Annotated in this window: 21 protein-coding genes and 1 pseudogene; all 22 read left to right on the plus strand. The window is 71.7% G+C overall.

Annotation, left to right across the window (positions count from 1 at the left end):
- On the plus strand, positions 1-900 hold a 900-nt coding region (gene thrC, locus ACXVGS_RS15190), incomplete at its 5' end, for a threonine synthase (RefSeq protein ID WP_458537127.1).
- A 2-nt stretch (positions 901-902) separates the two neighbouring features.
- Complete coding sequence (gene thrB, locus ACXVGS_RS15195) at positions 903-1,856, plus strand: homoserine kinase (protein WP_458532435.1); 954 nt, start codon at positions 903-905, stop codon at positions 1,854-1,856.
- Positions 1,857-2,137: 281 nt separating this feature from the next.
- The gene (gene rho, locus ACXVGS_RS15200; protein WP_458534550.1) at positions 2,138-4,078 is read left to right on the plus strand and encodes a transcription termination factor Rho; all 1,941 of its coding nucleotides are present in this window, start codon (positions 2,138-2,140) and stop codon (positions 4,076-4,078) included.
- A gap of 99 nt (positions 4,079-4,177) precedes the next feature.
- A complete protein-coding gene (locus ACXVGS_RS15205) occupies positions 4,178-4,561 on the plus strand; it encodes a response regulator transcription factor (protein ID WP_458530067.1) in 384 nt (127 codons plus the stop codon).
- The gene (locus ACXVGS_RS15210) at positions 4,558-5,640 is read left to right on the plus strand and encodes a HEAT repeat domain-containing protein (protein ID WP_458530068.1); all 1,083 of its coding nucleotides are present in this window, start codon (positions 4,558-4,560) and stop codon (positions 5,638-5,640) included. Before ACXVGS_RS15205 ends, ACXVGS_RS15210 begins: the two co-directional genes overlap by 4 nt.
- Positions 5,637-7,100, plus strand: a complete 1,464-nt coding sequence (locus tag ACXVGS_RS15215) for a glycosyltransferase family 2 protein (protein ID WP_458532433.1) — start codon at positions 5,637-5,639, stop codon at positions 7,098-7,100. The genes ACXVGS_RS15210 and ACXVGS_RS15215 overlap by 4 nt, the downstream gene beginning before the upstream one ends.
- Before the next feature lie 14 nt (positions 7,101-7,114).
- Complete coding sequence (locus ACXVGS_RS15220; RefSeq protein ID WP_458537128.1) at positions 7,115-9,178, plus strand: ATP-binding protein; 2,064 nt, start codon at positions 7,115-7,117, stop codon at positions 9,176-9,178.
- A gap of 135 nt (positions 9,179-9,313) precedes the next feature.
- Positions 9,314-9,529, plus strand: coding sequence for a 50S ribosomal protein L31 (gene rpmE, locus ACXVGS_RS15225; RefSeq protein ID WP_141789140.1), 216 nt, complete (start codon positions 9,314-9,316; stop codon positions 9,527-9,529).
- A gap of 89 nt (positions 9,530-9,618) precedes the next feature.
- Complete coding sequence (gene prfA / locus ACXVGS_RS15230; protein WP_458530071.1) at positions 9,619-10,707, plus strand: peptide chain release factor 1; 1,089 nt, start codon at positions 9,619-9,621, stop codon at positions 10,705-10,707.
- Positions 10,704-11,567 (plus strand): peptide chain release factor N(5)-glutamine methyltransferase, encoded by an 864-nt coding sequence (prmC, locus tag ACXVGS_RS15235; protein WP_458530072.1) that lies wholly within the window; start codon positions 10,704-10,706, stop codon positions 11,565-11,567. Before prfA ends, prmC begins: the two co-directional genes overlap by 4 nt.
- A complete protein-coding gene (locus tag ACXVGS_RS15240; protein ID WP_458530073.1) occupies positions 11,564-12,220 on the plus strand; it encodes an L-threonylcarbamoyladenylate synthase in 657 nt (218 codons plus the stop codon). The genes prmC and ACXVGS_RS15240 overlap by 4 nt, the downstream gene beginning before the upstream one ends.
- Before the next feature lie 164 nt (positions 12,221-12,384).
- Positions 12,385-13,992 carry a flavin monoamine oxidase family protein gene (locus ACXVGS_RS15245; RefSeq protein WP_458530074.1) on the plus strand — a complete coding sequence of 536 codons (1,608 nt, stop codon included), beginning with the start codon at positions 12,385-12,387 and terminating at the stop codon, positions 13,990-13,992.
- 41 nt (positions 13,993-14,033) lie between these two features.
- Complete coding sequence (locus tag ACXVGS_RS15250) at positions 14,034-14,858, plus strand: DUF72 domain-containing protein (protein WP_458530075.1); 825 nt, start codon at positions 14,034-14,036, stop codon at positions 14,856-14,858.
- 106 nt (positions 14,859-14,964) lie between these two features.
- Positions 14,965-16,248: a serine hydroxymethyltransferase gene (locus ACXVGS_RS15255; RefSeq protein ID WP_458530076.1), complete on the plus strand. Its 1,284-nt coding sequence runs from the start codon at positions 14,965-14,967 to the stop codon at positions 16,246-16,248.
- 33 nt (positions 16,249-16,281) lie between these two features.
- Positions 16,282-17,385: a glycosyltransferase family 4 protein gene (locus ACXVGS_RS15260; RefSeq protein ID WP_458530077.1), complete on the plus strand. Its 1,104-nt coding sequence runs from the start codon at positions 16,282-16,284 to the stop codon at positions 17,383-17,385.
- Between the two features lie 115 nt (positions 17,386-17,500).
- The gene (locus ACXVGS_RS15265) at positions 17,501-17,950 is read left to right on the plus strand and encodes a hypothetical protein (protein ID WP_458530078.1); all 450 of its coding nucleotides are present in this window, start codon (positions 17,501-17,503) and stop codon (positions 17,948-17,950) included.
- 23 nt (positions 17,951-17,973) lie between these two features.
- Entirely contained in the window at positions 17,974-18,225 is a 252-nt protein-coding gene (locus ACXVGS_RS15270; RefSeq protein ID WP_458530079.1) for an AtpZ/AtpI family protein, read from the plus strand.
- Between the two features lie 109 nt (positions 18,226-18,334).
- Positions 18,335-19,141: a F0F1 ATP synthase subunit A gene (atpB, locus tag ACXVGS_RS15275; RefSeq protein ID WP_458530080.1), complete on the plus strand. Its 807-nt coding sequence runs from the start codon at positions 18,335-18,337 to the stop codon at positions 19,139-19,141.
- A 110-nt stretch (positions 19,142-19,251) separates the two neighbouring features.
- On the plus strand, positions 19,252-19,461 hold the full coding sequence (gene atpE, locus ACXVGS_RS15280) for an ATP synthase F0 subunit C (RefSeq protein WP_331109336.1): 210 nt from the start codon (positions 19,252-19,254) through the stop codon (positions 19,459-19,461).
- A 53-nt stretch (positions 19,462-19,514) separates the two neighbouring features.
- Positions 19,515-20,123: a F0F1 ATP synthase subunit B gene (locus ACXVGS_RS15285; protein WP_458530081.1), complete on the plus strand. Its 609-nt coding sequence runs from the start codon at positions 19,515-19,517 to the stop codon at positions 20,121-20,123.
- Positions 20,123-20,935, plus strand: coding sequence for a F0F1 ATP synthase subunit delta (locus ACXVGS_RS15290; protein WP_458530082.1), 813 nt, complete (start codon positions 20,123-20,125; stop codon positions 20,933-20,935). The genes ACXVGS_RS15285 and ACXVGS_RS15290 overlap by 1 nt, the downstream gene beginning before the upstream one ends.
- A 97-nt stretch (positions 20,936-21,032) precedes the next feature.
- Positions 21,033-21,923: pseudogene (locus tag ACXVGS_RS15295) on the plus strand (F0F1 ATP synthase subunit alpha); the annotation flags it as partial.

The following is a 21,923-nucleotide window of genomic DNA, read 5'->3' on the forward strand; positions in this document are numbered from 1 at the left end:
ATGACGACGGCGATCTCGGCCGCCGCGCGCTCCGGCGCCCGCGCCGTCATCTGCGCCTCCACCGGCAACACCAGCGCCTCGGCGGCGGCCTACGCCACCAAGGCGGGCATGGCCTGCGGGGTGCTCGTCCCCGAGGGCAAGATCGCCATGGGCAAGCTCAGCCAGGCGATCGCCCACGGCGCGACGCTGCTGCAGGTCGACGGCAACTTCGACGACTGCCTCACCCTGGCCCGCAAGCTCGCCGAGGCCTACCCGGTGGAGCTGGTCAACTCGGTCAACCCGGCCCGCATCGAGGGGCAGAAGACCGCCGCGTTCGAGGTGGTCGACGCCCTCGGTGACGCCCCCGACATCCACTGCCTGCCCGTGGGCAACGCCGGCAACATCACTGCCTACTGGCGCGGATACCGCGAGTACCTCGCCGAGGGCTCCCTGACCGGTATGCCGGGCCCGGCCACCCGCCTGCCCCGCATGTGGGGCTTCCAGGCCGAGGGTGCGGCGCCGATCGTCGCCGGGCACCCGATCGACCACCCGGAGACCATCGCGACGGCGATCCGCATCGGCAACCCGGCCTCGTGGAAGCAGGCGCTGGAGGCGCGCGACGACTCCGGCGGCCGGATCGACGCCGTCAGCGACGCGCAGATCCTCGACGCCCACCGCATCCTCGCGGCCCGTGAGGGCATCTTCGTCGAGCCGGCGTCCGCGGCCAGCGTCGCCGGCCTGCTCGCCGCGGCCCGGGACGGGCTCGTCCCGGCCGGTGCCACCGTTGTCTGCACGGTGACCGGGCACGGCCTGAAGGACCCTGCCTGGGCGCTCAAGGACGCCGATGGCGAGCCCGTGCTCCCGGTGCGGGTGCCCGTCGACGCGTTCACCGCTGCCAGCGCCCTCGGGCTCGAGGGCTGAACGTGGTCACCCCGCTGGTGCCCGGCTCGTGCGTGCGGGTCCGGGTGCCGGCCAGCAGTGCCAACCTCGGACCCGGCTTCGACTCGATCGGCTTGGCGCTGGGCCTGTGGGACGAGTGCACCGTGACGGTGTCCGGCACCCCCGGCCTGCAGGTCGAGGTCGCCGGCGAGGGTGCGTCCAGCGTGCCGCTGGACGAGAACCACCTTGTCTACCGCTCCATGGTCCGCGCCTGGGCCGAGCTCGGCGTCGAGCCGCCGGCCGGCCTGACCATGAGCTGCCTCAACGCGGTGCCCCACGGTCGCGGGCTGGGCTCCTCGGCCACGGCGATCGTCACGGGAGTCGTTGCGGCACAAGGCCTGCATGACCTCGCCGCCGGGCTGGAGGACCTCGACGGCGGGCTCGACCGGGAGTTCGCCAACGACCTGTCGAGCGCGGTCGAGGGCCACCCCGACAACGCCTCGGCCAGCGTCTACGGCGGGATGACGCTGTCCTGGTCCGAGGCCGAGACCCCGCGGCACACGCGCACCGTCCAGCTGGCCGTCAGCCCCGAGGTCACCCCGGTGCTGCTGGTCCCACAGGCGCAGCTGGCCACCAGCACGGCCCGGGCGGTGCTCCCGGACCACGTGCCGCACGCCGAGGCGGCACTGAACTCGGCTCGGGCGGCGCTGCTGGTGGAGGCCGTCACCCGGCGGCCCGACCTGCTGCTGCCGGCCACCCGGGAGTGGCTGCACCAGGAGCAGCGACGGGCCGCGCTCGGTGCGTCCATGGGGCTCGTGGACCGGCTGCGCGAGCGGGGGCACGCCGCCGTCATCTCCGGCGCGGGCCCGAGCGTGCTCGTCCTCAGCGCCCGCGCCGACGCCGACGCGGTGGCCTCCCTGGTGCCCGGGGAAGGGTGGCACGTGCTGCGCCCCGGGATCGCCAGCACCGGCGCCCGGATCGACCGGGTTGCGGGCTGACCTGCGGGAATGACCGTCCAGGACACCACGTTTGACACTTCGCGCATGGCAGTCGTGTGGTGGTGTTACCCTGAGGACGCACCCCGGCGACGAACGCCGATCATCCCCCCTGGTCGAGCCACTCGCCACCGTGCGCCAACCACCATGTGAGCGCGCAACGCTCCCGTTGCGTCCTGCTGTGCTACCCGCCAGCACGCATGGCCCCAACGATCAGGTTCTGACCTGACGCAGACCCCGGTTCCGCAATCTGGCGGACCGAATACGAGGGGGAAGGATCCTTCGTGACAGACACCACCGAGCTCGTCGCAGTGCCTGAGGGCAGCGGCGGGACCACTCGTCGTACGGGCGGTCTGAGCACCATGCGCCTGGCCGAGCTCCAGGGGCTCGCCACGAGCCTGGGCATCACCGGGACGGCGAAGATGCGCAAGGGCGACCTGCTCACCGCCATCCGTGCGCGCCAGGCCGGCGGCTCCGCCCCGGCCACCGAGACCTCGGCCAAGGCCACCGAGACCCCGGCCAAGGCCACCGACGCTCCGGCCAACGGCCAGCGCCCCGCCCGCGCGTCCCGCCGGGCCGAGCGGCCCGCGGGTGGCCCCGAGGCTGCCGCGGCCGAGCAGCGACAGCACGACGGTGGCGAGCGCGCCGCCGACCGTGGCAACGACAGCCGCCTCGAGCGCTCCACCGAGCGCCACGACACCCGTGGCGAGGACCGGTCCGCTGACCGCGGCACCGACAGCCGTGGCGAGCGCAACGAGCGCAACAACGACCGCGGCGAGCGCAACGACACCCGGGGCGACCGGGTCGAGCGGGGCAACGAGGGTCGTGGCGAGCGCACCACCGAGCGTGGCGAGCGCACCGAGCGCACTGACCGCAACGACACCCGTGGCGACCGCAACGACCGTGGCGGCGAGGGTCGCACCAACGACGGTCGTCGCAGTGGCGGCAACGACTACGACGAAGAGGGCGGCGGCCGTCGCCGCGGTCGTCAGCGCTACCGCGACCGCAAGCGTCGTGGCGGTGGCCGCGAGAACGACTTCCAGGAGACCCCCGAGACCGTGACCGACGACGACGTGCTCGTCCCGGTCGCCGGCATCCTCGACGTCCTCGACAACTACGCCTTCGTGCGCACCAGCGGCTACCTGCCCGGCCCGAACGACGTCTACGTCCCGCTGGGCATGGTCAAGAAGAACGGCCTGCGCAAGGGTGACGCGGTCACCGGTGCCGTCAAGGCGCTGCGCGAGGGCGAGCAGCCCGGCAACTCGCGGCAGAAGTTCAACGCGCTGGTGCGCCTCGACACGGTCAACGGGATGACCCCCGAGCAGGCGCGTGCCCGCGTCGAGTTCGGCAAGCTCACCCCGCTGTACCCCCAGGAGCGCCTGCGCCTGGAGACCGAGCCCACCGTGCTGACCACGCGGCTCATCGACCTCGTCGCGCCGATCGGCAAGGGCCAGCGCGGCCTCATCGTCAGCCCGCCCAAGGCCGGCAAGACGATGGTGCTGCAGGCCATCGCCAACGCGATCACGACCAACAACCCCGAGGCGCACCTCATGATCGTCCTGGTGGACGAGCGCCCCGAGGAGGTCACCGACATGCAGCGCACGGTCAAGGGTGAGGTCATCGCGTCCACCTTCGACCGTCCCGCCGAGGACCACACCACGGTCGCCGAGCTGGCGATCGAGCGCGCCAAGCGCCTCGTCGAGATGGGCCACGACGTGGTCGTGCTGCTCGACTCGATCACGCGTCTGGGCCGCGCCTACAACCTCGCCGCCCCGGCGAGCGGCCGGATCCTGTCCGGTGGCGTGGACTCCAGCGCGCTGTACCCGCCGAAGCGCTTCTTCGGTGCCGCCCGCAACATCGAGAACGGTGGCTCGCTCACCATCCTCGCGACCGCGCTCGTCGAGACCGGTTCGAAGATGGACGAGGTCATCTTCGAGGAGTTCAAGGGCACCGGGAACATGGAGCTGCGCCTGTCGCGCCAGCTCGCCGACCGGCGCATCTTCCCGGCCGTCGACGTCAACCCGTCGGGTACGCGCCGCGAGGAGATCCTCATGTCGGCCGAGGAGCTCAAGATCGTCTGGAAGCTGCGTCGGGTGCTGTCCGCGCTCGACTCGCAGCAGGGCATCGAGCTGCTCATCGACCGTCTGAAGAAGACGCGCAGCAACGTCGAGTTCCTCATGCAGGTCCAGAAGACGTCCTCGATCCAGGGCGACGACGACAACTGAGCTGACAGAACGCCCATTTCGGAGCCTGATCGGGAGAAATCCCGGTCAGGCTCCGATATTTTTGTCCCGCTGACGGGCGAGCAGGGGAGCGGTGAGGACATGTCGTCGGACGTGCGTGTGCTGGTGGCCGATGACGACCGGGACATCCGGGACCTCGTCGTCTTCAAGCTGAGCCAGGCGGGCTACGCCGTGGAGGCCGTCAGCGACGGCGCCGCCGCCCTCGCCGCGATCCAGGACAACCCGCCGGACCTCGCCGTCCTCGACGTGATGATGCCCGGCCTGTCCGGCATCGACGTGCTGCGCAAGGTCCGCCAGGACCCGGGCACCGCCGACCTCGCCGTCATCCTGCTCACCGCGAAGTCCCGTGACGCCGACGTCGACGCCGGCTTCGCCACGGGCGCCAACGACTACGTCATCAAGCCGTTCAGCCCTCGCGAGCTGCTCCACCGGGTCAACGTCGTGCTGGCCCGGGTCAAGGCGTGATCACCCAGGGGCTGTTGATCGGCGTCAGCGTCGTGGTCGCCCTGACCGCGGTCGGCCTGACCGTGCTCGTCGTCGCGGCCAAGCTGGTCCGGACCCACCGTGAGCGCGCCACCGAGGCTGCCCTGGCACCGCACCGGATGCCGCTGCTCATCCTCGGCTCCGGCGAGGACGACGACGGTGCGGCCATGGCCCACCTGCTCGCGGTCGACCACCAGGCGTGGCGCACCGTCGGCCCGGCCGTGACCGCGATGCTCGCCAAGGTCCGCGGTGAGCCGGTCGAGGACCTCGTGCTCGTGCTGCGCGAGCACGGCGACGTCGACCGCGCGCTGGCCGAGCTGGGGTCGCGTTCGGTGGTGACCCGGGCCCGTGCCGCCTACCTGCTGGGCCTGGTCCGCGACCGCTCCCACGTGCCCCACCTGCTGCCGCTGCTCCGGGACCGCTCGGCCGAGGTGCGCCTGGTCGCGGTCCGCGCCCTGGGCGCCATCGGTGACCCGCTCGCCGCCGGGGACGTGCTTCGGGCGTTGCACAGCGTGCGCGGGCACGTCGGGGTCCCGGCCTTCCTGGCCGCCGAGGCCCTGCTGTCCATGGGCACCGGGGGAGCGGCCGCCCTGCGCGAGGGCCTCGACAGCGACGACCCGACCGTGCGCAACGCCGCCGCCCTGGTGTCCGGGCACGGCACCTTCGTGTCGTCCGCGCCGCGGCTGCGCGAGCTCGTCGACGCCGACCCCGACCCCGAGGTGCGCGCGACGGCAGCGTCGGCCCTCGGCTTCGTGGGCGGAGCCGACGACGTGCCGACCCTGGCGCGGCATACCGCCATGGGGGAGCCGGTCGAGCTGCGGCGTACCTGCGCCGCGGCGCTCGGGGAGGTGGGGCACCCGCTGGCCGCGGACGCCCTGGCGGGGCTGCTCGCCGACCCCGACCGTCGCCTCGCCCAGATCGCTGCGGACGCGCTCGTCCAGCTCGGCCCCGCCGGTATCACGCAGCTCACCGGGGTGCCGGACGGCACCCGGGCCGCGCCCGCCGCCCGGGGGGCGCTGCAGCTCGCCCGGCTGCGGGCGGGAGACGGGGCGCTGGCATGAACCTCGACGCCGTCCTGAAGTCGACCCGCGGGGTCGTGACGTGGCTCCTGCACGCGTTCGAGGTGCCGGTCCTCGTCTACTTCCTCGTCATCAACACCTCCTACCTGCTGCTGATCCTCATGGCCGCGGGCGGCTTCGTGGCCCACCTGCGCCGGCTCGAGCACGCCGGGCGCGAGGAGACCGTGTCCAGCCAGCTCGCGCCGGGGGTGTCCCTGCTCGTCCCGGCCTACAACGAGGCCGCCGGTATCGTGCCCTCCGTGCAGGCGATGCTCGCGCTGCGCTACCCGCGGCACGAGATCGTGGTCATCGACGACGGCAGCACCGACGACACCTTCGAGCGCCTGCGCGAGGCCTTCGACCTCGTTCGGGTGGACCGGGAGCTGCCGCGGGACGTGCCGGTCAAGGCCCGTGTCATCGACGTCTGGGTGCCCCGCGACGGGCGCACCCGGCTCGTGGCGGTCCGCAAGGAGAACTCCGGCAAGACCGACGCCCTCAACGTGGGCATCAACGCCGCGTCCGAGCCGCTCGTGGCGATGGTCGACGCCGACTCGCTGCTGGACCCCGACGCCCTGCTCACCGTGGCCAAGCCCTTCGCCGACGACCCGATCCGCACCGTCGCCACCGGTGGTGTGGTGCGGGCCGCCAACGGCTGCACCGTCGTCGCCGGGCGCATCGTCGAGATCCGCACTCCGCGGCAGTGGCTGCCCCGGGTCCAGATCGTGGAGTACCTCCGGGCGTTCCTGCTCGGGCGCACCGGATGGTCACGGCTGGGCGCGCTGATCCTCATCAGCGGGGCCTTCGGGCTGTTCCGCCGCGACGTGCTGGTGGAGGTGCAGGGCCTCGACACCGACAGCATCGGCGAGGACTTCGAGCTCGTCATGCGGATCCACCGCCACATGCGCCGCGCCAAGCGGGACTACCGCGTGGAGTTCGTCTCCGAGCCGGTCTCCTGGACCGAGGTGCCCGCCAACCTCACGGTGCTGCGCTCGCAGCGACGTCGGTGGCACCGGGGGCTGTGGGAGGTGCTGTGGAAGTACCGCGGCATGGTGCTCAACCCGCGCTACGGCCGGATCGGCATGATCGCCCTGCCGTGGTACTGGGTCTTCGAGCTGCTGGCGCCGGCCCTGGAGCTCGCGGGGATCATCCTGGTGCCGCTCGGGCTGGCCCTCGGCCTGGTCAACGTCCGGTTCGCCCTGCTGTTCGTGCTCGTCGCCTACGGCTACGCGATCGTGGTCACCCTCGCCGCGATGGCCGTGGAGGAGCTGTCCTTCCACAAGTACCCCCGCTGGCGCGACCTCGGGGCCACGCTCCTGGCGTCGGTGGCCGAGAACGTCGGCTACCGCCAGCTGACCGCCTGGTGGCGGGTCGAGGGCTGGTGGGCCGGGCTGCGCCGGGGCACGCACGTGTGGGGCACGATGACGCGCCAGGGGTTTGCCGGGGCGGACGGCGGGGAGCAGTGAACAGCCGCCGGCCGGTGGCCCAGCGCCTGCGGATGCTGGTGGCCATCCTGTGCGGGCTGATGCTCGTGATCGCCGGGGTGGCCTTCGCCGGCCTGCAGCAGGAGAACGGCTACGTCGACCGGCTCACCCTGTCCATCGGGCCGGCCCTGACCTCCAACGCCGACGCGCTCCAGGCGATGACCGACGCCGAGAGCGGCCTGCGCGGCTACGCCTCCAGCCGCGACCTGCGGTTCCTCGAGCCGTACTGGGGCGCCCACGAGCGGGCGGTGGCCGACATCGCCACGGTGCGACGCTCGCTGCTGCTCGACCGGGCCAGCGGGGGCAACAAGCGTGACCTGCTCGCCATGGTCGACGAGGAAGCGGCCGCCCTGGAGGCCTGGTGGGCCTATGCGGACCAGGCGCGGCTGCGCGCCCAGCAGGGGCAGGGCATCGACCTGTCCCACGGCAAGGACCTCTTCGACGACTTCCGCGTGCCCAACGGGCAGATCAGCGACCTGGTCTCCAGCGAGTCGCTCGTCCTGCGCACCAGTGCCCGCGAGCAGCTGGCCCGCAACACGGCAGTGCTCGCCCTGATCACCGCCCTCGCGCTGGCCGTCGGCCTGCTCCTGGGCAACCGGGTGTCCCGCTCGGTGACGCGCCCCCTGCGCAACCTGCGCAGCGTGGTCCGGCGCCAGCGCGCCGGCGACCACGAGGCGCGGGCGCGGGAGGACCAGGGCGCCATGGAGGTGCGCGAGCTGGCGGCCGACTTCAACGCCCTCATCGCCCAGAACGTCAGCCTGAGCCTGGCCCAGGCCGAGGCGCTGCTCATGCACGAGCTCACCCGAGAGGCCGCCCGCATCGTGCGGGCGGCGCCGTCCGCGGACGAGGCCATCGAGGCCACCTGCGCCGCCCTCGGCAAGGGCCTGGCCGTCGACCGGGTGCTCTTCCACATCATCGACAGCGACCGGGTCGTCCGGCACGGGCGCCAGTGGCACCGCCCGGGCCTGGCCGACCTGCCGGACCTGTCCGAGGAGCTGCTGCGCCACGAGGTGGAGCTGGCGCAGGAGATGTGGGGTTCGGCCACCTCCTCGGCGCTGGCGGACTTCCTCGACCCCAGGGTCCAGGAGGCCGAACGGGCACAGATGTTCTCCCGCGCCACCGGCGCCCGCGCGGTGCTCCTGGCCCCGGTCGGCCTGGGCGAGCGGGTGCTCGGCGTGATCGCCCTGATGATGCTGGACGGCCCGCGCCACTGGTCCGCGCCCGAGGTCAACGCGGTCCAGCAGTCGGCCACCTTCGTGGCCCGCTCGATCGTCCAGGGTGAGTACGACGCCCACCAGGCCGAGCACGTCGAGCGCCTCGAGCGGCTCGACCAGCAGAAGACCGACTTCATGGCGACGGTCAGCCACGAGCTGCGCACCCCGCTGACCTCGATCGCCGGCTACCTCGAGCTGCTGCGCGACGGGGACGTGGGCGACCTGTCCGCGCAGCAGGCCTCGATGCTCGACATCATCGAGCGCAACACTGTCCGCCTGCGCGGCCTCATCGAGGACCTGCTGGTGCTCAACCGGATCGAGTCGACCGGCCTGCGCGCCGTCGTGCGCCCGGTCGGCGTCGGCGACCTCATCAGCCACGTGGGCGACTCCCTGGCCCCGATGGCCGACGCCGCGGGAGTCACCCTGCGGATCGCGCCGGTGCCGCAGGAGGCGGTCATCTCCGCAGACAGCGCGCAGGTCGAGCGCGCGCTGGTCAACGTGGTCTCCAACGCGGTGAAGTTCACCCGCTCCGGCGGCGCCGTCACCGTGTCCGTCGAGCTGCCCGAGGCCGGCGACGACTCCGAGGACGCGACCCGCGTGGTTCGGATCCGCTGCCGCGACACCGGGATCGGCATCCCCGCGGCCGACCTCGAACGGCTCTTCGTCCGCTTCTTCCGGGCCAGCAACGCCACGTCCCAGGCGATCCCGGGCACAGGCCTGGGCCTGGCCATCGTCAAGACCATCGTCGAGGGGCACGAGGGCACGCTGTCGCTGAGCTCCACCGAGGGCGAGGGCACCGAGGTCGTCATCGAGCTGCCGCTGTCGAGGCTGCCCGAGCCGGTCTGAGCCCGGGAATGTCCCCGGCCCGGCGGGCGTTTTCGGCATACGTGCCTGATCTGGCACACTGATGTGTTGGCTACCGGTTCACGCCTGCCCACCCGAGGGCAGCGACCCGGTGCGCCCCCAACTCGAGGAGACACGTTGAAGAAGGACCTGCACCCCACCTACGTCGAGACCACGGTGACCTGCACCTGTGGCGCGACGTTCCAGACCCGCAGCACTGCCACCAACGGCCAGATCCACGCCGACGTGTGCTCGCAGTGCCACCCGTTCTACACGGGCAAGCAGAAGCTGCTCGACACCGGTGGTCGTGTGGCCCGCTTCGAGGCCCGCTACGGCAAGAAGGCCGCCAAGTAGCTCTCCCGCACGCCGGCCCCCCGACCTCCCGAGGTCGGGGGGCCGGCGTCGCTTTTTCCCCCGCCGCACCCACCCTGGAGTAGCCACTGATGCTGGAGTCCGCCGCCGCGCTCGTGCAGGAGCACGCCGACCTCGAGCGGCAGCTCGCCGACCCCTCGGTGCACACCGACCAGGACCTGGTCCGCAAGCTCAACAAGCGGTATGCCGCGCTGGCGCCGACCGTGGCCGCCTACCACGCGTGGCACGCAGCCCGCGACGACGTCGCCGCAGCCCGCGAGCTGGCGGCCGAGGACGAGGCCTTCCGTGCGGAGCTGCCCTCGCTGGAGGCGGTCGAGCGGGCCGCGGAGGACAAGCTGCGCCGGCTGCTCATCCCGCGCGACCCCGATGACGACCGTGACGTCATCCTCGAGGTCAAGGCCGGCGAGGGTGGCGAGGAGTCCGCGCTCTTCGCCGGCGACCTGGTGCGGATGTACCTGCGCTACGCCGAGCGCCGCGGGTGGAGGACCGAGGTCATCGACGCCACCGAGTCCGACCTCGGTGGCTACAAGGACATCCGTGTCGCGGTGAAGGCCAAGGGCACCCCCGAACCGGGCGACGCGCCGTGGGCCCGGCTGAAGTACGAAGGTGGCGTCCACCGGGTGCAGCGGGTGCCGGTCACCGAGTCGCAGGGCCGCATCCACACCTCCGCCGCCGGCGTCCTCGTGATGCCCGAGGCCGACGAGGTCGAGGTGACCATCGACCCCAACGACCTGAAGATCGACGTGTACCGCTCCTCGGGCCCCGGCGGGCAGAGCGTCAACACCACCGACTCGGCGGTGCGGATCACCCACCTGCCGACGGGGGTGGTCGTGTCCTGCCAGAACGAGAAGTCCCAGCTGCAGAACAAGGAGTCGGCGATGCGCGTGCTGCGCGCCCGGCTGCACCAGCTCGCCCAGGACGCCGCCGACGAGGCCGCGTCCGCGGCGCGCAAGTCCCAGATCCGCACGGTGGACCGCTCCGAACGGATCCGGACCTACAACTTCCCTGAGAACCGCATCTCCGACCACCGCACCGGCTACAAGGCCTACAACCTGGACACCGTCCTCGACGGTGACCTGGACCCGATGGTGCAGTCCGCCGTCGACGCCGACGAGGCTGCGCGGATGGCCGCCGTCGCCGAGGGCCCGGCCGGCGCGTGAGCGGGGACCTGCGCGCCGCGGTCCGCGAGGCGTCCCGGCGGCTGGCCGACGCGGGGGTCGGCAGTGCCGACGTCGACGCCGTCGCGCTTGCGGCGCACGCCCTGGGGACCACCCCGGCCGAGGTGCAGCGGCTCATGGTCCTCGGCGCCCCGGAGCCCGAGGGCCTCGCGGACCTTGTCGAGGAGAGGGCCCGACGGGTGCCGCTGCAGCACCTCACCGGCCGGGCCGGGTTCCGCCGGCTGGAGCTGTCCGTCGGGCCGGGGGTCTTCGTGCCCCGGCCCGAGACGGAGGTGGTCGCCGGGCTGGCGATCCGGGCGTGCGAGGGCTTCGACGCCCCTGTCGTCGTGGACCTGTGCACCGGGTCGGGGGCGATCGCGCTCAGCGTCAAGGACGAGGTCCCGGCGGCACGGGTCCACGCAGTCGAGCTGTCCGGGCTGGCCGTGGCCTGGGCCTCCCGCAACCGCGACGACCTCGGGCTGGACGTCGACCTGCGCGAGGGCGATGCGACCAGAGCGTTCCCCGAGCTCGAGGAGGCGGTCGACGTGGTGGTGAGCAACCCGCCGTACATCCCGGTCGGCGCGGTGCCGCTCGACCCGGAGGTGCGCGACCACGACCCCGAGCTCGCGCTCTACGGCGGCAGTGACGACGGCCTGGCCATCCCGCTCGCCGTGGCCGCACGGGCGGCCGCGCTGCTGCGTGACGGGGGAGTGCTGGTGATGGAGCACGCCGACGCGCAGGGCGAGAGCCTGCCGGCGGCGCTGCGGGCCACCGGCTGCTGGACCGACGTGCACGACGAGCACGACCTGACCGGGCGACCCCGTGCGACGGTGGCCGTGCGCGCCCCTAGGCTCGCCCCATGAGTCCCGTCTACAACTGCACGACCGAGGAGGGCCGGGCCACGGGCGTCGCGGAGGCCGCCGAGGCGGTCCGCCGTGGTGAGGTCGTCGTGCTGCCCACCGACACCGTCTACGGCGTGGGCGCCGACGCCTTCTCGCCCGACGCCGTGGCCGCGGTGCTGGCCGCCAAGGGCCGCGGGCGCGAGATGCCGCCGCCGGTCCTCGTGCCCAACCCGCGCACCCTCGACGGCCTGGCCACCTCGGTGCCGGCCTACGCCCGCGAGCTGGTCAAGGCGTTCTGGCCCGGCCCGCTCACGGTCGTCCTGCTGGCCCAGTCCTCGCTCATGTGGGACCTGGGCGACACCAACGGCACCGTGGCGCTGCGCATGCCCGAGGACGACGTCGCCCTCGCCCTGCTCGACGCGGTGGGGCCGATGGCGGTCACCAGCGCCAACATCACCGGCCAGCCGGCGGCCACCTCGGTCACCGACGCGGCGGCCCAGCTCGGCGCGGCGGTCAGCGTCTACCTCGACGGCGGACCCACCTCGGGCAACGTCCCCTCGACCATCGTCGACTGCACCGGCGAGGTGCCGGTGGTGCTGCGTGAGGGCGGGGTCAGTGCCGAGCAGCTGCGCGAGGTGCTCGGCGAGACGGAGCTGCGCTTCCAGCCTTCGTGACGTCGGACCGCCCCAAGGGCGTACGTCCCGTGACTTCGGCGACAGGGCGGCCCAGACTTTTCTGGTCTGCCGGGTGGGAACGCCGCCGTCCGAGCCCCGGATGCCTCCTCCGGCAGCGGTGGCGGCCGAGCAGGACAGCTCGCCGTCACGACAAGGAGTGGCAGATGAGCGCGCAGGTGTCGAGGCGGGCCGTCCTCGAGGCGGTGGGGGCGACCGGTGGTGCCGGCATCCTGTTCGAGGCCATGGGGCTGCTGGGCCTGGCCCCGACGGAGGCCACCTCGCGAGTGGCCTACCGCCCGCCGGCATCAGCGGACTTCAGCCTCAGCGGACGTCGGAGGGCGAGGGTGGTGGTCCTCGGGGCGGGGATCGCCGGGCTCGCCGCGGCATACGAGCTGGGAAAGGCCGGCTACGACTGCCGGGTCCTGGAGGCCAAGGACCGTCCCGGCGGGCGCAACTGGACAGTGCGGGGCGGCACGACCGAGCGTGACCTGGACGGGCACACCCAGACGTCTGCGTTCGCCGAGGGGCAGTACCTCAACGCCGGCCCCTCCCGCATTGCCCAGTGGATGGTCACGCTGGACTACTGCCGCGAGCTCGGCGTGGCGATCGAGCCGCTGGCCAACCAGAACGCCGACGAGGTCATCTACCACCAGAAGGGGCCGCTGTCGGGGCATCCGATCGCGTACCGGACTGCCAAGGCCGACGTGTACGGCTACATCTCGGAGCTGCTGGCCAAGGCCACCGACAGGGGAGCGCTGGACGGAGAGCTGACCGCCACGGACAAGGAGCACCTGCTCGACTTCCTGCGGGACTTCGGCGGCATCGAGGGCCGGAAGCACGGCTGGCGCTACACCGGGAGCAGTCGGCGTGGCTACCGGGTCAACCCCGGTGCCGGGAGCCAGCGCGGCGTCGTCCTGGCGCCACCCCCGTCGCTGCACGACGTCCTGGGCAGTGACGTGGGCCTGGACTTCTCCTTCGAGCTCGAGTACCGGCAGGCGATGATGATGTTCCAGCCGGTCGGCGGCATGGACCGGATCGTCGATGCGCTGACCCGACAGGTCGGTCGCCACCGGGTGCGGTTCGGTTGTCAGGTGCTCTCGGTGACCGACCGTCCGGATGGCGTCGAGGTCGTCTTCCGCAACGGCGACGGGGGCATCCGACACGAGACCGGGGACTTCTGTGTGGCGGCGATGCCACCGCACCTGCTCGCACGCCTGCACCACAATCTGGGCGGCGAGGTGCAGCGAGCCCTCGGCCTGCCCCGCCCCCTCTCTGTCGGGAAGCTCGGGCTGGAGTACGGACGGCGCTGGTGGGAGGAGGACGAACGCATCTTCGGCGGCATCACCACGACCGACATGGACGTCCGCCAGATCTGGCATCCCTCCCACGGGTTCCTCGGCGACAGGGGCGTGGTGCTCGGCTACTACAACCGTGACGCTGACTCCCTGCGTTACGACTCGCTGGACCCGGCCGCGCGCGTGCGCAGGGCCGTCGCGGCCGGCGTGAGGATCTACGGCGAGAAGTACCGCGACGAGCTCGTCTCGTCCTTCTCCGTCGCCTGGCGTCGCACCCCGTTCATCGAGGGCGGGTGGATCTCCTGGCCCAACGGCACCGAGCGCGAGTACGCCCTGCTGAACAAGCCTGCCGGGCGGGTGTACTTCGCCGGTGACTGGCTCTCCCACCTGGTGTCGTGGCAGGCCGGAGCGTTCCTGTCGGCCCGGGCCGCCGTGATGGGCATCCACGAACGGGTCATGGCCTCCCAGGTGTCGTGACCATGGACGGTATCGACGGCCACGACAGCTAGCCTGCGGTCATGGGGCAGGTCCGGGTCGGGATCTCGGGGTGGCGCTACCCGGCGTGGCGCGGCACCTTCTACCCGCCCGGGCTGCCCCAGCGCGAGGAGCTGGCCTGGGCCGCGTCCCGGCTCACCTCGATCGAGGTCAACGGCTCCTTCTACTCCCTGCAGCGTCCCTCCAGCTACACGGCCTGGCGGGAGGAGACCCCGGAGGACTTCGTCTTCGCGGTCAAGGGCGGCCGGTTCATCACCCACCTGAAGAAGCTGGCCGGGGTGGAGACCGCGCTGGCCAACTTCTTCGCCTCGGGCGTCCTGGCCCTCGGGCCCAAGCTCGGCCCGGTGTTGTGGCAGCTGCCGCCGACGCTGGGCTACGACGCCGACCGGCTGGCCGCGTTCTTCGACCAGCTGCCGCGCACCCAGGACGAGGCGGCGGTCCTGGCCCGCGGGCACGACGACAAGCTCGCTGACGACCGGGTCCTGGCCGCAGCGCTGCCCGGGTGCGGTCCCCGCCGGATCCGCCACGCCCTCGAGGTCCGGCACCACAGCTTCACCCACCCCGACGTGCCGGCGCTGCTGCGCCGCCACGACGTCGCGCTCGTGGTCGCCGACACCGCCGGGAGGTGGCCGGTGCTCGAGCACGTGACCTCCGACCTGGTCTACGTCCGCCTGCACGGCGACCAGGAGCTCTACACCAGCGGCTACACCCCCGAGGCGCTGGAGCGGTGGGCCGCGAAGGTGCGCGGCTGGGCCGACGCCGGGGCCGACGTCGTCGTCTACTTCGACAACGACGCCAAGGTCCGGGCGCCGGTGGACGCCCAGGCCCTGATCGCGCTGCTGTCCTGACCCGGAAGCCGGCGCGGACACCGCCGTCGGGCGTGCAGCGGGACGCAATAGAGTGGCGGCGAGCAGACTGCCCTCGCCCACTCCCAGCTTGCGACGGAGAGCCCGCATGACCGCTGACCAGACCTTCTACGGCCCCGACTTCGGGGCGCTGCAGGCGCAGGACCCCGAGATCGCGGGCGTGCTCCTGTCCGAGCTCGACAGGGTCCGCAGCGGCCTGCAGCTCATCGCCAGCGAGAACCTCACCAGCCCGGCAGTGCTCGCGGCGCTCGGTTCGACGCTGTCGAACAAGTACGCCGAGGGCTACCCCGGCCGCCGCTACTACGGTGGCTGCTCCGAGGTCGACAAGGCCGAGAGCATCGGCATCGAGCGCGCCAAGCGGCTCTTCGGCGCCGACCACGCCAACCTGCAGCCGCACTCGGGCGCCAGCGCCAACCAGGCCGTCTACGGCGCGTTCTGCCAGCCGGGCGACACCATCCTGGCCATGTCCCTGCCGCACGGCGGGCACCTGACCCACGGCACCAAGGTCTCCTTCAGCGGCAAGTGGTTCAACGCCGTGCACTACGGCGTCAACAAGGACACCGAGGACATCGACTACGACCAGGTGCGCGACCTGGCCCGCGAGCACAAGCCCAAGGTCATCGTCGCCGGCGGCTCGGCCATCCCGCGCCTGATCGACTTCCAGTTCTTCCGCGAGGTGGCCGACGAGGTCGGCGCGATCTTCTGGGTCGACGCCGCTCACTTCATCGGCCTCGTCGCCGGTCAGGCCATCCCGAGCCCGGTGCCCTTCGCGGACGTGGTCACCTTCACCACGCACAAGGTGCTGCGCGGCCCGCGCGGCGGTGCGCTCGTCTGCAAGGAGGAGCACGCCGCCAAGCTGGACAAGGCCGTCTTCCCGATGATGCAGGGCGGCCCGCTGATGCACGCCATCGCCGCCAAGGCGGTCAACTTCGGCGAGTGCCTGCGCCCGGAGTACCAGACCTACGCCCGGCAGGTCATCGCCAACGCCCAGCAGCTCGCGGCCTCGCTGGGGGAGAAGGGCATTCGTCCGATCACCGGCGGCACCGACACCCACCTGTCGCTGCACGACCTCCAGGGCGTCGGCGTCACCGGCAAGGACGCCGAGGCGCGCTCGGACGCGGCCGGCATCGTCCTCAACAAGAACGCCATCCCGTTCGACCCGCAGCCCCCGAACACCGCCTCGGGCATCCGGGTCGGCACCCCGGCAGTCACCACCCAGGGCATGGGCACCGAGCAGATGAAGGTCATCGCCGACCTCATCCACCGCGCGGTCACCCAGACCGACGGTGACCCCGACCACCCGGTCGCCAAGGACGTGCGCGCGGAGGTGGGCGACCTCGTGAGCCGCTTCCCGGCATACCCTCGCGGGTAGAGCACACACCTCCACAGCGAACGAGGCAGCTGAGTGCGGGAGTACCTCCTGGTCTTCGTCGTGGCCGCGGCCATGACGTATGTCGCGACCCCCTTCGTGCGCTGGGTCGCGGTCGCGACGGGAGCCTTCACGCCCGTCCGCGACCGCGACGTGCACGCCACCCCGATCCCGCGGCTCGGGGGAGTGGGCATCCTCATCGGCTTCGGCTCGGCCTGGCTGGTGGCCAGCCAGCTGCCCTACCTCTCGCAGGTGTTCCCGACCGGGGAGCCGATGGGGGTGCTGGCCGGAGCGGTGATCGTCTGTGCGGTCGGCGCGCTGGACGACATGCGCGAGCTGGACTGGATCACCAAGCTGGCCGGGCAGATGCTCGCCGCAGGGATCATGGCCTTCAAGGGCGTGCAGCTGCTGCAGCTGCCGCTGTTCGGGGTCACGATCCTGCCGACGCCGGTGCTGGTCGGGCTGACGATCGTCATCGTCATCATCTCGATCAACGCGGTGAACTTCATCGACGGCCTCGACGGGCTGGCCGCGGGCGTGGTCGGCATCGCGGCGCTGGCGTTCTTCGTCTACTCCTACCTGCTCTCGCGCAGCTACGACCCGCCCAACGTGTTCTCCTCGGCCACGTTCGTCACGGCCGCGCTGGTCGGCTGCTGCGCCGGCTTCCTGCCGCACAACTTCCACCCGGCGCGGCTGTTCATGGGCGACTCGGGGGCGCTGCTGCTCGGCCTGCTGCTGGCCGCGGCGACCATCTCGATGACCGGCAACGTCGACCCGTCCTCGGTCAGCAAGGACGAGGTGACCGCCGCGTTCCTGCCGATCCTGCTGCCCCTGGCGATCCTGTCGCTGCCGTTGCTGGACGTGCTCCTCGCGGTGGTCCGGCGGACCCGGGCCGGGCTGCGGCCGTGGCATCCCGACGCCCAGCACCTGCACCACCGGATGCTCAAGATCGGGCACGGCCACCGCCGCGCGGTGCTCCTGCTCTACCTGTGGGCTGCCGTGGTCTCCCTCGGCGCGGTGTCCTTCGCCTTCCCCGGGGTGGACATCTGGGTGTCCCTTTCCGTGATCCTCGCGGCCTGCCTGCTTGCGGTGATCCTCACAGTGGGGCTCCCCAGGTGGAGGCCCCACACGCGCTTGTGATACCTTTCACAAGCACCTCAAAGGAACCTGTGAGCCCCGTCGAACAGGTCCTCACCGAGGCTGCACCGCCCGTCGCGAGACGCCGTCCAGACGCCCACGACCAGCAAGGCCAGACATGACCGAGCACCCAGCCCCGGCACCTGCGGCACCCTTCGCCGCCATGCTGCGCGGCGCGTTGGTGCCGTCCCTCGTCGCCGCCCCGATCGTGGTCATCGCCCTCTGGGTCGCCCGGGGGAGCCGGGGTGGCCTCGCCGCCCTGCTCGCCGTCGTGGTGACCATCGCCTTCTTCGCCGGTGGGCTGGCGGTGATGAAGCGGGTGACCAACGCCAACCCGCTGTCGCTGCTCGCCGGAGCCCTCGCCGTCTACCTCGGCCAGGTCCTGTTCCTCGGCATCGTCATCATCAGCCTCTCCAGCGCGAGCTGGCTGGACGGCACGGCCTTCGGCATCGCCGCCCTGGCCGTCACCCTCGTCTGGCAGGTCGGCCAGGTCCTCGCCTTCGTGCGGATGCGCAAGAGCGTGTACGACGTCCCGGCCTCCCCGGGTGCGCCGGAGGCGGGGGAGTGACATGGTGACCCAAGGAGCAGTCCATGAGCGACGATCACCCGACCTCACCCGGTCCGAGCGGGCCGCCGGACCCCGATGCGGGGCACCCTCGGCTGGAGGAGTCCGCCGCGTGGAGCGCCGTCTCGTACCTCATCTCCGGGCCGGTTCTCTTCGGCGGGATCGGGTGGCTGCTGGACCACTGGCTGGGCACGGCGTTCCTGGTCGTCGTGGGGCTTCTGATGGGGATGGCCACGTCGCTGTACCTCGTGTGGTTCAGGTACGGTACGTCGAAGTGACTTCCGTGGCGCGCACGAGCGCGCGCTGCGTGATGACCGGTGCTGTCGCAGCGGTCCCCCGGGGCGCCTCCGCCCCCCTGAATGGTTCGTCGCAATTCGAGGAGACCCTGTGAGCCTGAACGTGCTGGCCACGCTGAGCGGCCTGCCGGCCGAAGGCAGCGGATTCCAGTCGCCGACCCCGGCCGAGTTTTACCAGCCGCTGATCGGTGACGGCCCGTTCGCCATCACGCGTGCCGCGGTGGTCATCCTCCTGTCCGTCGGGCTCATCGGGTGGGTCCTCGTGGCCACCACGCGCCGCGCGGCTGTCGTCCCCAGCAAGTCCCAGTGGATGACGGAGAGCGTCTACAACCTCGTCCGCAACACCATCGCCCGCGACATCATCGGCAGCAAGGACTTCCTGCGCTTCGTGCCGCTGCTGTTCTCGATGTTCGTGCTCATCCTGGTCAACAACTTCTTCGGCGTCATCCCGCCGGTGCAGTTCCCGACCATGAGCCGTGTCGGCTTCCCGATCGCCCTGACGCTGGTGGTCTACGTGACCTACCACTACCTCGGCTTCCGCAAGCACGGCTTCGCCGGCTACTTCAAGTCGATGATCCCGGGCGGCCTGCCCAAGGGCATCCTCCCGCTGATCGTGCCACTGGAGCTGATGACCTACTTCATCACCCGGCCGCTCACGCTCGCGCTGCGACTCTTCGGCAACATGTTCGCCGGCCACATGCTCCTGCTGCTGTTCATCACCGGTGGCGAGTACATGCTCCTGCACGGCTCCTTCGGCCTGAAGATCGTCTCGGTCGGCTCCTTCGGCATGGCGTTCGTCATGACCATCTTCGAGGCCCTGATCGAGTTCCTGCAGGCGCTGATCTTCACCCTCCTCGCCGCGACCTACATCGCCGGCGCCCTGGCCGACGAGCACTGACCGTCGCCACCCACAGCTGCGTGACCCACAACTGAACACCTGACACACCACACAGACTTCCGGGCGGTGACGTGCCGCGCGGGACACCAAGAACGAAAGAGGAAGACATCGTGACCGGTAACATCGCGATCCTGGGCTACGGCCTCTCCGCCATCGGCCCCGGCGTCGGCATCGGCCTGATCTTCGCCGCCTACATCAACGGCGTCGCCCGTCAGCCCGAGGCTCGCGGCATGCTGCAGTCCATCGCCATCCTGGGCTTCGCGCTCGCCGAGGCGCTCGCCATCTTCGGTCTGGTTCTCGCCTTCGTCTTCAAGGGCTGACGTACCACCACCCCGTAGCACCACTTTTGGCACCAAGGCACTAGGAGAACCCCGTGCAGCTTTTCGCCAGCACGTCGCACGTCGCGGCTTTGGCGACCGCTGGTGAGGCCGACAAGCTCCCGGTTCTGCCCCACTGGGGCGAGCTGATCTTCGGCCTCATCGCGATCGCCATCCTGTACGTCATCGTGCAGAAGAAGGTCGTGCCCAACCTCGAGAAGGCCTATGCCGACCGCACCGCCGCCATCGAGGGCGGCATGCACAAGGCGGAGGAGGCCCAGCTGGAGGCGCAGGCGGCGCTCGAGCAGTACAAGGCTCAGCTCGCCGAGGCCCGCGCCGAGGCCGCCCGCATCCGCGAGGAGGCGCGCGAGCAGGGCGCCGCGATCGTCGCGGAGATGCGCACCCAGGCCCAGACCGAGGCCGCGCGCATCACCGAGGCTGCGCACAAGCAGATCGAGGCCGAGCGCCAGCAGGCGTTCATCTCGCTGCGCAGCGAGGTCGGTCGGATCTCGACCGACCTGGCCAGCCGCATCGTCGGCGAGTCGCTGGAGGACGAGGTCCGTCAGAAGGGCACCGTCGACCGGTTCCTCGCCGAGCTCGAGTCCGGCTCGATCCGTCCCGAGGCCGTCTCCGCCGGCTCCGGCGAGCACGGGCAGGGCATCTGATGCGTGGCTCCTCGCGCGCTGCGTTCATCGCCGGTCACGACGCGCTCTCCGCGGCGCTCGGGACCGGGGCCGACTGGTCGGCCCTGGCCGAGGACCTGTTCGGCATCACGGCTGCGCTGGACTCCAGTGCCTCGCTCCGCCGGGCGCTGGCCGACCCCTCGCGTGAGGCCTCGGCCAAGCGCGAGCTGGTCGGCCGGCTCTTCGGCGGCAAGGTCGGCGACGCCTCCCTCTCGGTGCTCTCCGAGCTGGTGGCCCAGCGCTGGTCCGAGGAGCGTGACCTGACCGACGCCCTCGAGCTCCTGGCCGTCGAGACCGTCACCGCCTCCGCCGAGGCCGGTGGCCGGCTCGACGCGCTCGAGGACGAGCTGTTCCGCTTCGCGCGGGTCGTGGCCGGCACCGCCGAGCTGCGCGACGCGGTCGCCGACCGCAACGCCAACCGCGAGGCGCAGGCCGATCTCGTGGGCCGGCTGCTGCAGGGCAAGGCGTCCGCCGAGTCCGTCCGCCTGGCCCGCCAGGCGGTGCTGGCCCCCCGCGGTCGCCGGTTCGACCGCACCATCGAGCTCTACCTCCAGGTCGCGGCCAAGCGTCGTGAGCAGCTCACCGCCACGGCCACCTCGGCCGTCGCGCTCGACGACGCCCAGCGTCGTCGGCTGGCCGAGGCGCTGACCGGCATCTACGGCCGTCAGGTCCAGGTCAACGTCGTCGTCGACCCCGAGGTCATCGGCGGCATCCGCGTGCAGATCGGCGACGAGGTCGTCGACGGCACGATGCTGCGTCGTCTGGAAGCCGCGCGCCGGCTCCTGGCCGGCTGAGCGGCACATCTCGCCGGCAGCGCACGGCACCACCAGCACAACTTCACGCTTGTCAACACCGGTCCGGCAAGGACCGCACCAGAGGAGAGAGACACTGATGGCGGAGCTCACGATCCGTCCGGAGGAGATCCGGGACGCACTGGACAGCTTTGTCCAGTCCTACGAGCCCGGCGCGGCCTCCCGCGAAGAGGTCGGCCGCGTCACCGACGCCGGTGACGGTATCGCTCACGTCGAGGGCCTGCCCTCGGCGATGACCAACGAGCTGCTGCAGTTCGAGGACGGCACGCTCGGCATCGCGCTGAACCTCGACGTGCACGAGATCGGTGTCGTCGTCCTCGGTGACTTCTCCGGCATCGAGGAGGGCCAGGAGGTCAAGCGCACCGGCGAGGTCCTCTCGGTCCCGGTCGGCGACGACTTCCTCGGCCGCGTCGTCAACCCGCTCGGCCAGCCGATCGACGGCCTCGGCGAGATCAAGGGCGAGGCCCGTCGCGCCCTGGAGCTCCAGGCCCCGACCGTGGTCCAGCGCAAGTCGGTCCACGAGCCCCTGCAGACCGGCCTCAAGGCCGTCGACGCCATGACCCCGATCGGCCGTGGCCAGCGTCAGCTGATCATCGGTGACCGCCAGACCGGCAAGACCGCGGTGGCGATCGACACGATCATCAACCAGAAGCAGAACTGGGAGTCGGGCGACCCGAGCCAGCAGGTCCGCTGCATCTACGTCGCCATCGGCCAGAAGGGCTCCACGATCGCTGCCGTCCGCGGCACGCTCGAGGAGGCCGGCGCGCTGGAGTACACCACCATCGTCGCGGCCCCGGCCTCCGACGCGGCGGGCTTCAAGTACCTCGCGCCCTACACCGGCTCGGCCATCGGCCAGCACTGGATGTACCAGGGCAAGCACGTCCTCATCGTCTTCGACGACCTGTCCAAGCAGGCCGAGGCCTACCGCGCCGTGTCGCTGCTGCTGCGCCGCCCGCCGGGCCGCGAGGCC

It is taken from the genome of Oryzihumus sp. (assembly GCF_054325275.1).